Genomic DNA, 19,228 nt, shown 5'->3' on the forward strand with positions numbered 1-19,228 from the left:
GGTAAAAGTCACTAGTTCTCCTCCGGAGTAATCTCAAATGAACGGGTTGAACTTTCTGCAGGAAGCTCGAGCCGTACTTTATATTCTTCGAACAGCGGTGGACCGAAATCAGGATCGGGACCTGAGTTCTTTTCAGTATCACCATATCCAGTCAGTCTTGCTACGTAGGCACCTCCTACAATACCGCGGCTTGGTTCGATTTGATACATCCCGCCTTCAATCCTGGCGGTCGACGCAGGACCCGTATTCCCTTTCGCGGAATCAGGCTCCAGCGTAATCGTACCATTGTGAACCGGTTCTCCCCGAAAGGTCACCTCACCCGTGAGTGCATAGCGATCCAGCTCATTTGAATTAGAAGCCGAACAACCAACCAAGTCGCCCAGTATGATTGCCAGTACTAAAGTCCGTCGTGCCACAAACATTTCCTTGTCCCTTTTCATGGATCTCATCGCTTCCCGGACCAGTTGACTCCGGTGGGGAACTCACAAATTCTGCTTGAATTGTCACCTTGTTTTCAACAGGTGGTTTTATTGCGTAAACCCACCCACGGGCAGACCGTCGTTGCGAATTCCCAAACTTCGAAACATCGTGATATCGACATTTTCACTGATAAAATGCACAGATCCATCAGCCAGGAGAAAATGACAGCCGCCAGTGTGAAAACTGCCAAAGTGATGCGATTGATAGTCTCGCGGATCTCCCGTATTCGGATCTACAGGCGCGGCGTTGATTCCCCCGTCAGCGGCAGTCAGATTGATCGCATGCCGACTTCCTCCAGAACCAACATTCGGAGTTGATGCCCAACCAACGTACGAACCATTACTCGTATTCGCAGTGGTGGTGTTGTAGTGACTTTCCCCCACCAGTAGAACATTGGATGACCCGTCAACGAGATCCCGAAAACTGATCTTTGAATTGACATACAGAATACCGTTCGTATAGAACCGGCGCGATGAAACTCCACAATAACCGGTAGAAGCTTGATAGCCTCCCTGCACACCTCGATAACTTGCCGCCGCTGGTTCTGCACCAGCGACTGGATCAGACGGACACTTGTAAGCGACCATCGTATGCTTCCAGGCTGCTGAGTTACTGGTACTCCCGCCATAGCCTGAGAAGGTGGTCTCCCAGGTCGTGAAGTCCTCATCGCATTCGAACTCCTGATACAAAGGTGCCTGATCCAGATAAGGCAGGATCAATACCATCCAGGGGGCACGGCCTCGATTCGAAGAACTACTCGTGCACCAGGTAGAACTCGTTGTGTTAGATACCAGGCTGACTGCCCCTGGAGAAAATGTCCGGTGGGTATCGTGGTAATTGTGCAATGCCAGTCCAATCTGCTTCAGATTATTTTTACACTGGCTTCTTCTTGCTGCTTCCCGGGCCTGCTGTACCGCTGGTAAAAGCAGAGCGATCAGTATTGCAATGATGGCAATAACAACGAGTAATTCAATGAGCGTAAACCCATTCCTGCGTGAACTGTACCGGTACATGACGGCTCCTTGGAGAAAAGTAAACTAGAATCAAATAGGGATCACCTTAAAGAACGAGCGATAAAAGGAAGGATTCTCAGGGAATGATTTTAGATCAGCGTGTGTTGCGCCGATGCATCTGTAAAATATATTTGTAAGCGAAGTGTGCTTACCCACTGTTACCACTCTACTGCCGGTGGCTTGTCAAACAATCCGAAATTGCGCAAACTAATATCGAAAATGCGCAGACCCTTATTTAGCTGTTCCAGGTCCCAGTCTATGTCTCCTCGCCCCCGCTCTCGATCTCGATCTCTAAAGATCCCTGATAACAAACAGATCGCCTTGCTGATTGATCCAGATGACACATGGGGGCGCAGTGTGATCCAGGGCATCGCCTCAGCAGTTCGTAATGTTCTGCCCTGGAGTTTGTGGATTGCACCCCGTGATCAACAATGGCGATTGCGCGTCCCCCGGAACTGGCAGGGTGACGGCATCATCGCAGCTATCCGTGATGACAAGACAGCCGATCACGTCAGCGGCCTCGACCTGCCTACGGTCAATGTTTCTTCCTGGGAAAAAGACTATCCCGACTGTTACCGCGTTAAAACAAATGACACCAGGCGAGCTGAGATGGCGTTCTCCCATTTTCGCGAGCGGAGCTTCAGCCACTTTGCCTACTATGGTCCACCCAGCCAGCGGTATTCACAATCGCGGGGGGATTACTTCCAGGATGTCGTACAGGCCGCGGGATTCGTATGTGACACATTTCGCAGTAGAACTACGACGCGTGAGAAATCATCGATTCAGGAGCGCACACTCCGATGGTTACAGCAAGCACCCCGCCCGCTGGCTATTTTTGCCGCCGACCCGCATTCCGGAGTCCTGTTAACCGAGGTCTGTAGCGCAGTTGGTTTCCGTGTACCAGAGGAAATCGCGATCCTGGTAGGAGACACAGATGATCTGCTCTGCAATATCTCGGCACCGCCACTCTCCAGCATCGTCCTGGCCAGCGAGCAGATTGGTATGACCAGTGTCCGGATTCTAGAGTCACTGCTGAAAGGCAAGAAAGTGAAATCGAAGGTACATGCTCTGCCTCCTCTACACGTAATTGAGCGGCAGTCTTCTGAAATGCTGGCCATCGACGACCCCCTGTTGGTCGACGCCCTCCGCTTTATTCGGGTACGGGCCCATACCGGCATTCAGGTCAGCGACGTCCTGCAGACCGTTCCCATCTCACGTCGGTCTCTCGAACAGCGATTCAGACAACTATTGAACTGCACGCCCGCAGATGAAATTCGTCGTATCAAAATAGAACGGGTCAAACAGTTATTGATCTCTACTGACAAAACAGTCGAACAGATAGCCGCGTCGTCCGGTTTCTGTAGTCCTGGTCAACTCTGCTTTGCCTTCAGAAAGCAGATTGGACAGACCCCGATAGAATTTCGAAGGTCTATTCGAGCAGGGTAGTTAATCTGTACTTTAAAGTGAATGTTGGACTATTTCAGATTAATTGAGTGGCCTCATATTGTGTTCGACTCGCTGTCTGATTCTGTTGGCTGCGTCGGAAGGTAATCTTGGGATGTGTCAGACAACTGGTTATTGACTCAGGGACCTCCGTTAAATACTTCTGGCCACGCTCGCTCAAAGCCTTCAAAAAACACTTTCGAGCAATATCCTTCGTCGATTTTGGGCCACTCGAACTCAATCCAGTGCGTGATCACTCGGTCGTATTGTTTAAGAACGATCTCCCATTTGGGACGGTAAAACTGCTCATCGGTCATGATTGCTTCCCTGTACCGCGGCCGACCCTCACTTCAGCTATTCGTCAGAAACAATTCACCATTGAGCAGGTAATGAAAGTCGTTCACGGAGTAAGCCAACCTGGACTTTCTAAACGGGGCCGGCTGGGATGTGCATCACGAGGGGAGTTTGCTGCAGCACAAACTCATCCAGGAAATGGATACGGCGGTCGCAAGCTTGATTTCCGATTCCGAACAGAAAAACTCCTGGATAAAACTCTGATCGTCATCAAGACAGAATATGGTCGTCCACCGGAATATGACAGCGGTAGAAGACGGGGAAGCGCACAGATCGGCTCGGGCAAGCCAACCCGAAGTGGTCGTTCTGAACCCGATTTCCTTCTTGGAACCAGTGACGCTCGAAAGGCTGCGACAAGCGTGGCCGAACTTTCAGCCGCCGCAAGGCTTCAGGTATCTTGACGATGAACAAGCAAGCTTCGTCAAGTCGTTCGTTCCCCCTTGCATGAACAAGCCGTTGATAGCGTACGCCCTGAAACAGTCTCCTACGTAACCATTCCAGGGATCTTGTAATCATCAGACGGGCTACCCGGGGAACACTTCGACTACATGCTTTCCAATCCCCCGTTCGGCGTCGAATGGAAAAAGATTCAAAAGGAAATTAAAAAGGAACATGAACAGGACGGCTTCAACGGACGGTTCGGTCCTGGTCTGCCCCGTGTCAGTGATGGGTCGCTGCTGTTCCTGATCTCCAAGATGCGACCTGCCAAAGATGGCGGCAGCCGGTTCGGTATAGTTCTCAACGGGTCCCCGCTGTTTACCGGCAACGCGGGCAGTGGAGAAAGCGAAATCCGCCGCTATCCGCTACGAATAATCGAGACTTTCAAAACTGTGATCTGCTGCTGCAGACTTTTGTTTTGCTGAGTTGGTGACGTGTCATATACAGCGAGTTCAGACTATTTATTCAATCGCCGAGGGCATGTTGACGCTTCTCAAAAAGATTTAATGAATGAACTCATTAGATCGTATGAGCTATCATCATTACAGTGATCGACTCGACGTACTGAGCAATACACTTGCTCCACTTCAAATACGCGGGTTGCAACTCTGCCCACCGTCTTGAGACATTCAGCGGCTTCCTCCAGCATGTGGAGCAGTGTTAATTTGTCGCATCTTCGTTGGGGTAACTCTGCTTCTCCCAAAGTCTTCCGCCCACCCTCAATCCAGTACGCGACACACGAGCGGGCAAGTCCACGTCTACCGCGGCAGAACAGTACCCTGTGGTGGCGATGCAGATCATATGTCAGTCATAATGTTGGTGCATCCTGGTAATAAAGACATCAACAGGTTGGGACGGTACGATATTTGCTGCCTTCTCGGTGAGAAATGGTACTTAGCGGCGATCGGCCCTCACCGCCCCCGATCTCGCACTTTAGATTTAGGAGATCCTCCTTATGACAATGGTATTTGAGAGCGTTCAGACCGCAGGCATAGCTCAGATTTCGTACTTGATTGGGGATGACGGCAGTCAAACAGCCGCCGTGGTCGATCCGCGACCAGAGGTTGAGGTCTACCTGGAGTTGAGCCGCAAACACGGCGTGGCAATTACTCACATCTTTGAAACGCACATTCACGCCGACTTTATGAGTGGCGCTCGGGAGCTGAAGCAGCGACTAGGCTCCGCCGAGATCCTCGCCAGCGGCGAAGGAAACGCAACCTATGACTTCCCAATCCAAAAGATTCAACACGGGGATCGCTTCTCGTTTGGCTCGGTCACCCTCACGGTACGGCATACGCCCGGCCATACACCGGAGCACATCTCCTACGAACTTGCGGAAAAGGATCGGGAGAATGATCCGTGGGGTGTGCTTAGCGGCGATTCTCTCTTCGTCAGTTCGGCCGGACGGCCCGATCTACTTGGCGAAGATGAGACTGAAGAACTTACCAAGCAACTGTTTCAGACGCTCCGCGACTACTACCTGAAGCTCGATGATGGGGTCATTATCTACCCCTGCCACGGCGCGGGCTCGGCGTGCGGGGCGGACATCGGCGAGCGGCCGATGACAACAATCGGTTATGAGCGGAGAACAAATGACTTTCTCAAGCATGCTGACTTCGAAAAGTTTAAATCATTTGTCAAAGAAGGCGCGCCCCCAGTGCCACAGCATTATCCGATTCTGAAAAAGATCAACGCTAGAGGGCCGGTGCTGATCGGGACAGCCCCGGCAATTACCGGCTTTCCGCCGGATGAATTCCATAACGCTGTCAAACAAGGCAAGTCGCAACTCGTTGATACCCGACAAATGCTGGCTTTCGGTGGTGGACACATTGCCGGGGCAATCAACATCGGTGACCGGCCGGAATTGTCTGTTTGGGCAGGAGACTTGCTGTCTTATGACAAGCCCATTCTGTTAGTAATGGAAGATGAGACGCAGCTTGACTGGATCGTCTGGCACTTTGGATACGTAGGGCTCACGAACTTTGAAGGTTATCTAGCCGGAGGTATGAAGGCTTGGGACAATAAGGGCCTACCATTGGCAACACTTCCGCAGATTTCAGTACAGGGTCTGGATGAAGCAAAGGACGAATTCCAGGTCCTCGACGTGCGATCTCCCAGCGAGTTTGAGAATGGTCACATCAGTGGAGCCAAGCACAAATATGTGGCTGAGATGCGCGATGGCGTCAATGGAAATCTTGGCCTCGACCGCGATAAGCCCGTCGCCGTGTATTGCGGAAGTGGATACCGGGCCAGCATCGCAGCCAGCGTGATGAAGCGGGATGGATTTAAAGAGGTTCACAACGTCCCAGGCAGCATGCAGGCTTGGAAAAATGCCGGATTCAAGGTGGAGCAGTAGGTCCTCATCGTTTTAAGTCCGAGGAGAAATTAGATGAACAACCCCATTGCAAAAAAATCGTGGTCGCCTTATTTGGTGGGCGTAGGGATCGGTGTGTTGAGCTGGTTCACCTTCTGGAGTGCCGATCATCCGCTTGGGATCACCACAGCATTTGAGCACACCGCTGCCTTGTTGATACAGGGGGCTTCACCGGCGCTTGCGGAGTCCAGCAGCTACTATCAAGAGCACTCGCCGAAAATCGGCTGGGAATGGATGTTGGTCGTTGGGGTCTTGCTTGGGAGTTTCATCAGCTCATTTATTTCTGGCGACCGTGAGCCTATCACCGTGCCACCGCTGTGGAAGAGCCGCTTTGGCTCCAGCGTTCCGCTGCGACTGGCCATTGCCCTGTTAAGCGCAGGCTTGATGATGTTCGGTGCTCGGCTGGCCCAGGGCTGCACTAGCGGTCACGGGATTAGCGGAAATTTGCAACTGTCAGTTTCGAGCTGGCTGTTCTCATTGATTTTCTTTTCTGCGGCGATTCTGACTGCGTTATTCGTGTATGGTAGGAGGGCGCGCAATGTTTGATCCACTGTGGAAATTAACGCTCGGTTTGCTAACCGGAATCATCTTCGGTTTCCTTTTGCAGAAAGGCCGCGTCGCAAAGTTTCATGTGATTGTAAATCAGTTTCTGTTTCGCGACTGGACCGTGGTTAAGGTTATGGGGACGGCCGTCATTGTCGGAGCGGTAGGGATCTACTTACTGCTGCCAACGGAAGCTGTGGCGCTGCATATCAAACCGCTTGTCTGGCTGGGTATTGTAACTGGAGGAATCTGTTTTGGCGTGGGTATGGCTATTTTGGGCTACTGCCCCGGGACCAGCGTGGCTGCCTGCGGCGAAGGCCGCCGCGACGCTGTGGTGGGAGTGTTCGGTATGCTGCTCGGCGCGGGCGTTTACGTGGCTCTATACCCGCCGCTTTCCGAATGGCTGAAGAATTGGGGGGATGCTGGAAAGATTACACTCCCGCAGATAAGCGGTACCTCACCGTGGCTGTGGGTAGGTGGACTCGGTCTTTTTGCTGCGGGAGCAATTGCCCTTTTTGATCGCGGTTCCAGGGGATCGACTCCGGGACTTCAAGGAGAGAATCACGACGAAGTGTCACGGGTAGAAGGTGGTGCACATTCTATACAGGACCGATGATGAAGGAATCCAGGTCATGAAAGCTTACGCAAGTTTGTTAGCTGCATTTTTACTCTGGCCAGTAACCGCCGCACAAGCTGCGGGTGAACTGCCGTCACTGTACCCTTATCCTGAACCCGCTTGGTCGCCCTATGTGGTCGGGGGCCTGATCGGGGTACTCGTGCTCTCCACACTGGCTTTGGCGGGCAAAAAGATCGGCGCTTCCAGCGCCTACTCCGATACGGCCGGACTGTTAGGTCGCCTTGTTGCACCTCACCACATAGCTTCTTTGCCGTACTACCATAAAAGCAAACCGATGATTGGTTGGACTTTTACAATCGTCCTGGGTGCCATTCTTGGTTCATTTCTTGCGGCCGCGATGGGTGGTGAGCAGACCGGAACGTACCTCCAAGATATGTGGATTGCCCGCTTCGGTGCGGACAGCACCTTACTGCGGACTGTTGTTGCACTGCTAGGTGGAGCACTGATGGCCTTTGGAGCGCGAATGGCCGGAGGCTGCACGAGCGGGCACGGGATCAGCGGCACGCTTCAATTGGCAGTTAGTTCATGGATTGCAGTGATCTGCTTTTTCATCGGCGGAATCGCAGCAGCCATGTTGATGTACCGCCTGTAGTTCGCTTGGGAGGATTTTTATGAAAACCACATCTAATTCACCGTCGCCACAGATCGCTGCAGAGCACGAGGAGCGGTCTCAGCGTTTGCATCAGACTGATTCCGGTCGCATGGACCCACAAGACTGGGGGTGGCTGGAAGATTCGCCTGGCAAACTAGCTGCCGGACTGTTCTTTGGTTTGATCTTTGGTTTTCTACTGCAGAAAGGGGGCGTGGCCAAGTTTGACATCCTCATCGGTGTGCTGCTTCTGGAGAACTTCGTGGTCGTGAAGGTGATGCTGACCGCGATCATTGTCGGGATGGTGGGAAGCTATATTTTGCGGCGAAGGGGCATTATCGAATTTCAGATCAACGAGACGAAGTACGGCGCTAATATCATTGGTGGGCTTATTTTCGGCGTCGGCTTTGGCCTCCTGGCTTATTGCCCAGGCACCAATGCCGCGGCCGTCGGCCAAGGAAACCTTGATGCCTTGGTGGGTATCATCGGATTGATTCTCGGCTCCTATTTTTACGCCCTTAGCTCGAAGCTTAACAATGGAAAGGTCATCCGCTGGGGTAAGCGTGGTAAGCTCACGTTTCCAGAGTTAGTTGGCGTCTCGCAAGGCGTCTTCATCGCAGTCACAGTGCCGGCTTTGACTGCCGTGGTCATTATTCTCGAACTGGCTGGTTACTGAAAAGGTGTGTAGAATGGAGCCAGTCCGCACCGATACGATCGCTACCGTTGATGAGCTTCGCTCGGTACTAAAAACGTTTTCAGAGCCACTGAAGCCCTGGGCACTTCTGGAACTAGTATCCCAAATCCAGCTCACTCCCAGCGAATGGCACAAATATCTCAGTTTCGATCCACATCGGTTCTGTTTTCGAACCATCTACGGTTCAGCGAATTTCGAAATCAACATCATCGGCTGGCGCAGGGGACAGTTCAGCTCTGTACACGACCATCGAGGAACTTCGTGTTGCGTGCGTGTCTTAGAGGGTGTGCTCACGAATGTCGATTACCACGTCGGTGTGAGTCAGGAGTTGAAACAGATCAGACGAGTTGACCTCCAAGCTGGAGAAATCCTTTCTCGAAATGAGTGGGAAATTCATCGCTGCGGTCATGAGCAATCGTTCCGGGGCGATCTAGCAACTCTCCACGTGTACTCACCGCCATTACGACCGCTCTCGGAGAGGCAGTATGACGAATGACGCTTCCACGGATCGACGAGATGCATTGGAGAATACTGGCTATCCTGAGCTTTGTCCTGTTTATCGCAGCTGCGATTGGACTTTATCTGATTACTCGATCGAATTAGGGATTGAGGTTACGAGTTCTTACTTGGGAGGATTAAAAATGACACGCTCCACCACACTCATATTCGCTTATGCTCTGTTCGTGACTACGGCAAGCGCACAAGTCCAAAATGCCGCCCCGACCGACAGTACCAATTTTCAGTTTCCACTGATCAAAGGCCACGGAGGAATTATTGCAGTCCCAGATGCGAGCCAGCAGCCTAAGATGGATTCCAAGGTACTGCTTGACATCACCTCCGACGAGAAGTCTGGGGGCATAATCAAGGGGTTAGACCGGGCGGCCTTGATCCTCAATCAATACACTCAGGCAGGCGCCGGGACTGATAATGGTTTCAAGATGGCATTGGTTTTGCATGGCCCTGCGACCAAAGCGGCTCTGAGCCATGAGGCCTATAAGAAGCATTCCAAACCCTATGCGCGGTCGTTGGGGACTGACAAGAATCCGAATCTGAAATTGCTCCAAGAGCTTAAGAATCACGGCGTCGAAATTTTCGTCTGTGCCCAAGCTTTGGCGCACCATGGTTACGCCAGGGGCGAAGTTGCGGAGCCTGTGAGGATCGCCGTTTCCGCGGCCACAGTGAATATCAACAAGCAGATGGAGGGGTACGCTTACATCCCTTTCTACTAGTGCTACAGCGCCTGAACGATTGCTCTTTTACGCTAAAGTAATTTTGGAGTATAACATCCATCGTTTGACCGGTTTTTCTGTAGCTGGGAGGTTCAAGGATGGACGTGAAAGCGATTGAGTCGCTGATGCCGGAGCTGGAATCTTTTGTGAGCCGCTACCTGTCTCACTTTGGACGGGTGCAGAATCATGCGCATGCGATGACGATCTAGCAGGGACTGCTGGCTGGCGGTGACCGGCGGAACGTGGAGAACATGGCTGAAACAATCGAAGGTGGCCGACAGGCCGTAACTTCGGTTTGGTGGTCCACACCCTGGCATCGCACGATGTCTCCACGACATACCACTTTCCCAACTCCCGAACGGTTTGCACAAATACCGGGCTGGTGCCGTAAATACTGTCGCCACAGACCCATTGAAACGGTACGCCCTCAATGATTGCCTGCTGGATCATTTCGCTGGCCAATTCCTGCTTGCTGCGAAAAATGACGCTGGAGGGAACACCGGCTTGCGCGAGACGCTACTTATCTATTATCCATTGTTCAGGAAGACACAGCCGACGATCGATCAGCGTTTCGCCTTGCGAACTGCAATAACTCACAAAGACGCCCACCTGGCAGTTGTCGACACGACCGAGCGTTCCCGAATATTGCCGGGCTACCCCCACGGACTGCTTGCCCTTCTTGGGGAAACCAGTCTCATCAACGATCAGAAGACCATTGTCTTCGCCCAGGGCTTCGCAGACATGTTGCCGAAGTTCTGTAAGCACCTCCTGATCGGACCAGACGGCCTGGGCAATGAACTTCTGCAATGTGCGTACTACCCCATGGGACAGATTCAACCCCAGACGCCTCAAACATACTCCTTTCCCATTCCGGGCTCAAACCTGAAAGCAGCGAACTTGCTCGAATTTCAGGTTTCAGAAGAGGATGACGGAATGAGTCTGAACAGTCCTCTGCTGACGGTTCAGGGAAACAGGGTGTATGACCCGCGAGATGCCGCGATCAGAGAAATTCGCACCGGTCACTGGGGCCAGGGCGCTGCCGACTGGGGCGGCTTTCTGGTGGGTACGTCGGCGCAGCTGGAAGAATCCCCGTTTCAACGAAAGCAGAACGAATTCTGTTTTGTTTTAACAGAGACAAAATGATCTCGCGGGCGACTTACTTTACGCTGGCCGGTAAGCAGCTGTCTGCCTCCCCCTGTTTAAGCGGAGCGGCTGTAACTACACCGTGGGCAATCAGAACCTGCTCTTTCTGCGAAACAACTGTGCCACGTATGTGGACATGGATCAAAAGAAAGAGTTCAGTCTGCGGAACCTGCGATCGGGGTGCAGCAACAGCCTGGTCGCCGCCGACGGTCTGTTGAGCGTGCCCTGTTTCTCGACCGGCTGCATTTGCAATTACCCGCTGCAGACCTCGTTCGCGATGGTGCATCAACCGGAAGTCAGCCAGTGGACGACTGACGATCCGATTGACGTCAAAGCTCTGCGGGACGAGCAGACTTCACTGACGCCACCGATTCCCCTGGAAACGGCAAAATGAAATCGCGCAGATTCGATCAAACAGAAGGTTCAATTTCTCTGCCTACTTTATTTCTGAAGTAAACTGAAGCAGAAAGGAAATCAATCCCCCTAAACAACTTCAGTGTTTTCGTTTTGTGCCACTATTGGTGCATAAAAAAAGCCGGAGAATAATCCCCGGCATCAAGCAGTTAACCTACTTGTGACTCTGTAACCGGCGGAGACGTTTGAAGTTCAGTTTACACACAAGAGTAATTGATATTACCCAGTAACTCCACCCATCGCTTTTGTGCTTGTGTTGCTGTCGTTTCTAGAAGAGGCGGATCAAGTTCCTGAAACCCTTGTAGAGCGGCAATACCACAAACCTTAGCGACGATGTCACCGTCGTTCTCTAGGGCCGGCCCCATTGCGTTTAACCAGCCGACAATAACCTCGCGGCTTCTTGTAGCTGGATCTACGGTTTGGTGGGCGCTAGCGAGTTGTTCTTTTAAATTCTCCCAGGAACGAGGAGCTATAAGATAGATGAGTTGATTGTTTGATCTACGAAGTTTAAAACCTAGTAAGGAGCTTGTGGTTTTCCGTAGATCGACAATACCATCTTCACCTTTTAGCTTGAGACTCGCACTGTTGAGAACTTGTCGAACTTTTATCAGGACTCGCTGGCCTTCGGACACGCTCTTGCAAAGATAAGTCAGATTATCAACATACCTGTACCAGAGCGGAAACGCGACTTCCGCATTTAGCGGCACGTCGTGTATATAATGTAACAATACATTGAGAGATTGGGGAGAGTAATTACTCCCCTGATCGATCCCTTTTTTTCTTTTCTGTGTCACCCCCTTCGCAATTGTCGAGATCAAATTTACTACAGAGTCATTAATCTTGATGCCATGCTTCTCTTTTAGCTCCAGTTGAGCCTGTTGGTGTGTTTTGACGATGTCCTTCACTTTGACATTATCAAAGGCCTTCCTTATATCTTCTATTGCTAAAACCCATCTACCTGTTTCTTCTACCGTTTTTTTAAGCTGTGCCAGCATTTTCCATGGGCTTCGATTTGTGCGATTTCCATATGATCCTTCCAAAAACAACTTTTCCAGTTGAGGAGCCAGCGTTTTGTCTAATGCCATGGACACTGATCGATCAAAGATTGAATTAATCTTCAAAGTCCTTTTTTCATCCGTCCCAGGCTTGGGGATCGGCACCTTTCTGGGAAATTGAGGTCGATAACGCCCTCTTAAAAGTGACTCTGACAGCTTGCGGAAAACCTTTGCACAGTCGGATGTCGAAATGTCAAAGTACGAGATGTCATCTTTCCCAGCCCCTAGTCCTCCATATCTGCGGAGTTCCTGAAAACAATACAGAAGATACTCGTGATCGGCGATCTGCTTAAGTGTGATTACATTCGAGGATTTACCACTCTTTTGGTCACGTTTCTCTTTGCGATGCAAATAATAATCGTAGGCAGTGTCTATCTTGGGGAACTGTCGCCGTGCATAGGGGAGTAACATAACGGTTGCTCTATTCGGCTTCGAAGTAGCAAACAGTAATTCTCGCCTTTCAGTTGGCATCATAGACTCACCGTTCACAACCCAACCTTGATCCAGGTATTCTTCTTTCCGGTACTGAGACTGCTTCCGAAAATATGGGTGGTGTCGGTCAGCCATATCGATGATCGTAAAACTAGACGGTACTCGATCTCCGACAGTCAAACATTTTCGTGAAAACGGCGGCAATCCCGTACCGGCATCAGCCCGAATCAATACCCCATCGCAATTAATCTTTTGCAAGGCGGAACTGGTAATGATGATGTCACTAGATACAACTGATTGTGGTTTCTGCCCCTCTGTTAAAGCATGTTGAACCTGGGAGCCATGTGCATTAATGTCCGCAACCGATCCTGCAACGATAGGCCATCCTTTCAAGAACTTTAACAATCTGGCTGCGTGCTCAATATTTTCCACTAAGACTACTACTCTTTCTGAGACTTTTGGCAATAGTGGCTTAGAAAGTGACGGATATTTCGCACCAATTGCTCTGAAATCATCGTATGCTATCGCTTTAGCAAGGCCAGATATTAAACGGTTCCTTTTATCATTTCGCCATATTGCCTCGCGTTTCAATTTACACAAGGTCATTTCGTCCCTTGATGAGTATCTCCCTTTATATTCCAGAAAATTCACATTCGGAACCAGTTGTAAAAAACCATGCCGAGGAATATACAACCATTTTTGACCAAAAAACATATCCAGGAAGTCTACTTGCTGCTTAGATAACGCCAGAACGTCACTATGCAATGCATATAAGCGTCCTGTAATTTGGATAGGCCAGTCTTTTCTATTTACCGTTTCTGTGGGATTCAAGCAGATACATATAGAGCGTGATTCGGTCTGAACCTCATTATGCTTGAGTGCGTTATCAGTGGCTATCACGATTCGTCTTCCAGCCACTGGTTTTTTGTGTGTAGTCGCCACCGATACTTGATACAGCCCTCGTCTTTTAAGCTTATTAAAAAGCGTTTGGGCATCTCGTTGTCTGGTGACTATCACGACTATGGATTCTTCAGGCCATACCAATGCTATCTGGGCTATTAAGGATTCGACTTCCACCTCGTTTTTTCGGTATGCAATCACCCCGCGTTCATTCTGCTGAACGAATCGGATCATACGACGATCACTAGCTCTGTTACTGGATAATTTTCCCCATTTAGGTTCAGGGAGTAAATCTGGTCGCTGACCAGTAAGCTCTACTTCATATCCATTTTCTTCCAGGAATTGCTTTACCGGTTTCTCCAAACCAGCAAATGATTGCATAAATTCTTTGTTGAACCGATCTCTCATTTCCCAGACCAGAACGAACTGCATTTCTTCTACAAGAAACCCCTCAGACTTCGTTGCCTTAGCTAGTGGGTGTCCCGAAAGTAGCTTCGTACAGAATTTTACGTGGTAACGCGGCGGTAGTGGATCGTGGAGATTGTCGCTATCGGGTCTCTGCTGGCTGCGTTCGGGTGATTTTGGCGGGGATTTCGACTTCATCAGACAATGCCTCGCGTACGTTCTTCCCTGGTTTTGCTCTCTCGTATCGATCGCGACTGTCTCAGGCCGCTTTGCGGCGACTGTGAGCGGCGGCCGCGTTTTGATTCTCCCGGGCGATGAGCATCCGACCGAGCGTGTGCAGGTTTCGCCCCAGAATGCCCAGTTGCAGGTAGCGTTCAAAACCGATCTCCGAACGGTCGCGACATCGCTTCATCGCGTTCCCACTTTGCAACGCTCCGATCATTGATTCCACTCCCGAATGATTCTGCTGAGCTGACCGAAACTCGTCATCGGTCTGTTGAACCGCCGACTGCTTGACGCCGGGTCTGGGAAGACACAGGTGATCGACAAGCTCGGCGAGTTCCCTCTGGTTGTCGAGAGAATGAAATCCACGGTCGAATGACAGGCGCTTCACGCCGTTTTGAAAATCATTTTGCAAAGACTTCGTCTCACGGACTGCCACTTGTTTGTCGCCTTCATTGCGTTTCATTAAAACAGCGCGCACAACGAAGCCAGCCGCATCTTCGAAGATCAGAACCTGTCGACCAAACTGCATCGGCTGACCGGCCTTGCCACGTTTGTAAAGCTGAGTGTGCGGCTCGAAAATACTGAAGAGCTTGTCGCTGTTGGCAACTGCTTCGCCGTGGATGATACGTCGCCGGGTCGTGTCCGCGACGCGCTCTATGCGCACGATAAACGCCTGTAGCGTGTTCGGCCCGAACAGGTCGGCGCTCTCCGGCAGCCGCTGGCCGGTGACCAGGCAGAGGTCGCGGGCACGCTGCGTCAAGATGGCCGCTTTCTGCAGGAGTTCGCGGTAAAGCGGCTGGAGTCGCTTCTTGTAGCGGGGGCCTTTCTTTGTCGCGATGCGATTGATGTCTCGATTGAGTTGTTTGATTTTTTTCAAGAGGTGAGCATACTGACGCCATCCGTTCACGCCGTGTGCTTCGGCCAGTTTTACACACTGAGGAATGATTTTCCGCAGCCCGTCGTACAGCAAACTGCTTTCCGTGGGATAATGAATGTTCGTTTCCATCACGAACGAATCGGCCCGCACTTTTTCGATCGCCGTGGGATCAAACGTGTGTCCTGCACTGACGATGGCCTGGTTGATACGTGCAATGGTTTCCGGTCGCAGGAGTCGAATGTTGTTGCGGATGGTTCGCCATTTGAAGGGCCTGTCATCGCAGTCGCCGACTCCCATGATGCCGCGCAGCTTGCGGTGAATTTCAGCAAGATCCTGCAGCTGATCGAAGGTGAAGTTGCAGCCCAGTCGCACGGCTGCCAGCACACAGATATGCCAGTATTCCATCCCCGTTCGACCTGTGTCAGTGCGACTGTCGCTGTTAACGTCGGCGGCAATCCACTGCAGTATTTCATCGACAAGCCTGCGATCCGAATACAGGAACTGCAGTGCGCGAAGAATGGGAACGATGCGGTCCCGCGATTCCAGATTTAACGCTACCTGTTCGATCGGAACGCTGTCCAGTCGCAGCTGATTCGAGTATGATTTTCGCATCATTGGCTCCTCGAAGATTGAATGTGTTGATTCCGTTTTACTGGTCTTTTCAACAAGTAATACGAATCAATGCCTCATCTTCGAGGAGCGTTCTTACAATTTCACGCTATTATTTACGAACCAAAACGCTTTCGGATCAGACACTAGCTATAAAACGCATAACTGATCTGACTCTTAATCAGTAGGTTCTAGGTTCGATTCCTAGCGGGGGCACTTTGAAGCCTTGTGTTTGCTGCATTTGTGGCAACCCCAGGGCTTTTTGTTTTATATCCGGCTCATGCGGACATCATCAGTGTTCTGCTTTCAAGTTTCGGGGTATAATTAACAAACGCGGGGGTTCCAGACTTTTTTTATAAAGGGTCAATCAAGGAGATAGACAAGATGCTCACTTGTCCTGCCTGTTTTCAGACCATGGTCAAAATTAAGTCTGATTCAGAAGCGTCCGAAATAATGGTTTGTAAAAATAACCGTTGCCTGAAATCGATCTTTCACTCTGAGGCGAAATGCCCTGAATGCGGCGCACCCCCTGTCAAAATCTTAAGAGGCAGTAACCATTACACCTCTTATCTCTGTGAGAATTCTCACGAATTTTCCGAGCAGCTCAAGCCCGGACATGAACTTTATAAATAGTTCCTGCTCTCAATGTGCACTGCATCAATTTCACTGCATCAATTCGACTTGACTCCACCGCGCCAACATCGATAAGCGTTGTTTTGGGTCGCGCGCGTGTCGAGTTTACAGTGCACTGAAACACGCGACACTTGTTCGCAGTCATCACTATAAAACAGCCCCTTTTTTCCAGATAAGTAGTTCGCAGAACAGCACCTGTTCGTGATGTATGCCTGCGGGTCGACGCACTTCGCAGCCTTTCATCCCGGAACCGCCACTGCTCACACCAGCATCGGTCCAGTATCAACAAACATCGCCACCCGATTCTGATCAGCCCCTCTTGACGCCCCCGCGCCTCTATAGAAAATAATCCACCATGCAACGGTATCACAGTCACCAGCCACTCCAGATAGAAAAGCAGATTGAACACCAAAACAACGTACATTACTCAACGCCCTCTCATGCCGGTGGCACAGGTCGCTTGCCTGACGGTGCCCGAAAAACCTGTTCCCACTCCTGAAGCAGGGGTAAGCTCGAATGTAATTCGGGCCGAGCGGAGCGAGCAGGAAGTCGCAGCTACCACGTACAATCCAGAACCGGGATTCCTATATCCATTCGATACGGCCGGACAAGCCGGGCTGTGACACGGAAACCTCTATATTAATTGCAATGTGTCTTACAAAATCAGATATGCGTGTGGCACAGTTGGCTTGCCCCGACAGTGATTACGTAAACAGCATCACTACCTGGTTCACATCAAATTATAAAGATCGTCTCCCATACCCCACAGATGAAAATCCCGAACCACTGAATGCTCAAAAAGAATGAATAGAAAGGTGCCTGTGCCATTCGCCGTAGGCTGGTTCCCGATTAGCCGCAGGGCGTTAGCCTAATGGCACTTACTTTAAATTAAGCTGGTTACCCCAGCCGTTTGGCATGGGATTTGCGCAGGATTCTATTCTTGAAAATAGACTGCCAATTTGCCAGGAGTAATCACGCTGTGAAACAATCACCGGAACAGATTCTTGAATTCGATCGTGCCTTCGAACAACTTAAAGATTTGGTGGACTTACGCCAAGCCGATCAGCTGCATCCCAGGCGGCCCAATGCAATCTATACCGCCTGCGTTGTGCTGTGGATGCTGATTTTTCAACGCCTCAAACCAGATGCCTCACTCGAAGCGGCGGTGAAGCATCTGATTGAAAATCAACCTGACTACCTTCCTGAAAACAAACGATTAAGCCAGGGTACACTCTCGTCCAACAGTGCAGCATACAGCCGGGCTCGCAGCGAACTGCCGTTGGATGTTGTGAAATGGTTTTCCAATGAAATCACTCGTGCCATCGTCGGGCAATCTGAAACCCTGCTGGACGGTCGTCAAATATTTTTACTCGATGGAACCACGATCACATTAGCACCGGAAAAAGAATTACAAACGAAATTTCCGCCCGCCTCAAATCAGCACGGTGAAAGTGTCTGGCCTGTTGTCAATCTGACCGTTTTTCACGAACTCAGTAGTGGATGTGCCTTGCTGCCACAGCTGGGGGCCATGTATGGACCTGAAGCGGTTTCCGAAACGGAACTTGCCCGAAATGGCATGCACTGCCTGCCAGACGAATCGATCATCATGGCTGATGCAGGATTTGGGATCTTTGGCGTTGCTTACCAGGCACAACTCCTGGGGCATGATTTTTTTCTACGCATGAAGAAGTTAAACTTTGAGTCACTTCGAGCCAAAGCAAAACTCGTATCGCAAAGCCCAAAACATAAGACCTACCAACACCAGTGGACTCCGACCCCCAAAAACCGTAAAACACAACCCGGGCTCCCCAGGGACGCTTCGCTGGCTGTTGTTTTGCACGAAATCATCGTCAATGAAACCTTGACGCTGTATTGCGTTACCAGCCTGCCGCAAGACGCTGCCACCCTGGGCAACCTCTACAATCAAAGGGTCAATGTCGAAGTTGATATTCGTAACTTGAAGGTCGTATTGGACACCGAGAACATTCGCGCCAAGAAGGTAGACACGTTTTTGAAAGAGCTGTATACGTCAGTGGTCGCCTACAATTTAGTTGGTCAATTCCGCAGACAGGCGGCTGAACTGAATCAGGTTGCTCCGCGGCGGATGAGCTTTAAGCGAACCTGGACAACATTCCAAACGTTCCTGTTGAAGCACCTGCACACTGAGCCAGAATCATGGCGTGAATCCTTCGAGCGAGCACTGTTCTACGCGACCAAAGATAAACTACCCAATCGCGCTGCCAGCCGAAGCGTAAAAAGAGAATGCTACGCCAAACGTTCAAAGAGAGACCATTTCGAAAAAAGAAAAAAGCCCCCAGAGAAATTGAAACACACTGATCTGAAGTAAGTGCCATTAGGCGTTAGCCCCGGTTGGCTCCCGATCTGCAGAAACCGCGGCTAACGCTGTAGGGCTCATGTGAAAGAAAGGGTGCCCCCGGATGCAATCCGGGGTTGCCGCAGACAACAGGAAACTGTCAAGGCAGACGCTCAGTCCAGAAAAAGAACTTTTGACCCATTCAGCCATAACGACTGTCTTGAAAATTAAGCATGGATTATGCTCTTCCCTTTCCAGATCAAGACATAAAAAAGCCTGAGCAGTTTTTAATGCAGTCTGTTGATTTCAAGGCCGCAAATTGTTTTTTACAGCCTGTGTAGTTGCTCGGCGGCACGTGGACGTCTTTTCCAATCTCCAACAAAGAATGCCTGACTCACCAGTTTTTGCTATTATGTTTTAAGTTCAC

At 50.7% G+C, this 19,228-nt stretch carries 15 protein-coding genes and 4 pseudogenes; 13 read left to right on the forward strand and 6 right to left on the reverse strand.

Features of this window, described 5'->3' with window-relative positions:
• Positions 1-11 precede the first annotated feature (11 nt).
• Positions 12-422, reverse strand: coding sequence for a hypothetical protein (locus GmarT_RS14155; RefSeq protein WP_044237950.1), 411 nt, complete (start codon positions 420-422; stop codon positions 12-14).
• A 105-nt stretch (positions 423-527) separates the two neighbouring features.
• Entirely contained in the window at positions 528-1,493 is a 966-nt protein-coding gene (locus GmarT_RS14160; protein ID WP_002646620.1) for a DUF1559 domain-containing protein, read from the reverse strand.
• Positions 1,494-1,751: 258 nt separating this feature from the next.
• Here GmarT_RS14160 and GmarT_RS14165 point away from each other — a divergent pair, with 258 nt between their 5' ends.
• The gene (locus tag GmarT_RS14165; RefSeq protein WP_044237948.1) at positions 1,752-2,939 is read left to right on the forward strand and encodes an AraC family transcriptional regulator; all 1,188 of its coding nucleotides are present in this window, start codon (positions 1,752-1,754) and stop codon (positions 2,937-2,939) included.
• A gap of 137 nt (positions 2,940-3,076) precedes the next feature.
• Here the strand turns inward: GmarT_RS14165 and GmarT_RS30375 are convergent, their stop codons facing one another.
• Positions 3,077-3,253, reverse strand: coding sequence for a hypothetical protein (locus tag GmarT_RS30375; protein WP_002646618.1), 177 nt, complete (start codon positions 3,251-3,253; stop codon positions 3,077-3,079).
• 97 nt (positions 3,254-3,350) lie between these two features.
• Here GmarT_RS30375 and GmarT_RS30380 point away from each other — a divergent pair.
• The 10 genes and pseudogenes from GmarT_RS30380 to GmarT_RS30485 form a co-directional block, all read left to right on the forward strand.
• Positions 3,351-3,553: pseudogene (locus tag GmarT_RS30380) on the forward strand (DUF1501 domain-containing protein); the annotation flags it as partial.
• A 249-nt stretch (positions 3,554-3,802) separates the two neighbouring features.
• A pseudogene (locus GmarT_RS14175) lies at positions 3,803-4,153 on the forward strand (N-6 DNA methylase); the annotation flags it as partial.
• A 530-nt stretch (positions 4,154-4,683) separates the two neighbouring features.
• On the forward strand, positions 4,684-6,084 hold the full coding sequence (locus tag GmarT_RS14180; RefSeq protein WP_002646614.1) for an MBL fold metallo-hydrolase: 1,401 nt from the start codon (positions 4,684-4,686) through the stop codon (positions 6,082-6,084).
• Positions 6,085-6,117: 33 nt separating this feature from the next.
• Entirely contained in the window at positions 6,118-6,648 is a 531-nt protein-coding gene (locus tag GmarT_RS14185) for a YeeE/YedE thiosulfate transporter family protein (RefSeq protein WP_002646613.1), read from the forward strand.
• Entirely contained in the window at positions 6,641-7,261 is a 621-nt protein-coding gene (locus GmarT_RS14190) for a YeeE/YedE thiosulfate transporter family protein (RefSeq protein WP_002646612.1), read from the forward strand. The genes GmarT_RS14185 and GmarT_RS14190 overlap by 8 nt, the downstream gene beginning before the upstream one ends.
• Before the next feature lie 16 nt (positions 7,262-7,277).
• Positions 7,278-7,874, forward strand: a complete 597-nt coding sequence (locus tag GmarT_RS14195) for a YeeE/YedE thiosulfate transporter family protein (RefSeq protein ID WP_002646611.1) — start codon at positions 7,278-7,280, stop codon at positions 7,872-7,874.
• Positions 7,875-7,893: 19 nt separating this feature from the next.
• On the forward strand, positions 7,894-8,547 hold the full coding sequence (locus tag GmarT_RS14200) for a YeeE/YedE thiosulfate transporter family protein (RefSeq protein WP_149302873.1): 654 nt from the start codon (positions 7,894-7,896) through the stop codon (positions 8,545-8,547).
• 13 nt (positions 8,548-8,560) lie between these two features.
• The gene (locus GmarT_RS14205) at positions 8,561-9,061 is read left to right on the forward strand and encodes a cysteine dioxygenase (RefSeq protein ID WP_002646609.1); all 501 of its coding nucleotides are present in this window, start codon (positions 8,561-8,563) and stop codon (positions 9,059-9,061) included.
• Positions 9,051-9,794, forward strand: a complete 744-nt coding sequence (locus tag GmarT_RS14210) for a DsrE family protein (RefSeq protein ID WP_198139418.1) — start codon at positions 9,051-9,053, stop codon at positions 9,792-9,794. The genes GmarT_RS14205 and GmarT_RS14210 overlap by 11 nt, the downstream gene beginning before the upstream one ends.
• A 98-nt stretch (positions 9,795-9,892) precedes the next feature.
• Positions 9,893-10,069 (forward strand): annotated as a pseudogene (locus tag GmarT_RS30485) (IS701 family transposase); the annotation flags it as partial.
• On the opposite strand, the pseudogene GmarT_RS30385 reads toward GmarT_RS30485, so the two are convergent.
• Positions 10,068-10,616, reverse strand: a pseudogene (locus tag GmarT_RS30385) (IS701 family transposase); the annotation flags it as partial. The pseudogenes GmarT_RS30485 and GmarT_RS30385 sit on opposite strands and share 2 nt — an antisense overlap.
• A gap of 403 nt (positions 10,617-11,019) precedes the next feature.
• Here GmarT_RS30385 and GmarT_RS14230 point away from each other — a divergent pair.
• Complete coding sequence (locus tag GmarT_RS14230; protein ID WP_002646605.1) at positions 11,020-11,331, forward strand: hypothetical protein; 312 nt, start codon at positions 11,020-11,022, stop codon at positions 11,329-11,331.
• A 217-nt stretch (positions 11,332-11,548) separates the two neighbouring features.
• Here the strand turns inward: GmarT_RS14230 and GmarT_RS14235 are convergent, their stop codons facing one another.
• Both GmarT_RS14235 and GmarT_RS14240 read right to left on the reverse strand, forming a co-directional pair.
• Entirely contained in the window at positions 11,549-14,341 is a 2,793-nt protein-coding gene (locus GmarT_RS14235) for a reverse transcriptase domain-containing protein (protein WP_002646604.1), read from the reverse strand.
• 61 nt (positions 14,342-14,402) lie between these two features.
• On the reverse strand, positions 14,403-15,857 hold the full coding sequence (locus GmarT_RS14240) for an ISNCY-like element ISPlma1 family transposase (protein ID WP_002646603.1): 1,455 nt from the start codon (positions 15,855-15,857) through the stop codon (positions 14,403-14,405).
• Positions 15,858-17,466: 1,609 nt separating this feature from the next.
• Here GmarT_RS14240 and GmarT_RS14245 point away from each other — a divergent pair.
• Complete coding sequence (locus GmarT_RS14245; RefSeq protein WP_002646599.1) at positions 17,467-18,834, forward strand: IS4 family transposase; 1,368 nt, start codon at positions 17,467-17,469, stop codon at positions 18,832-18,834.
• Positions 18,835-19,228: the final 394 nt, after the last annotated feature.

Source organism: Gimesia maris, assembly GCF_008298035.1.
Lineage (GTDB): Bacteria > Planctomycetota > Planctomycetia > Planctomycetales > Planctomycetaceae > Gimesia > Gimesia maris.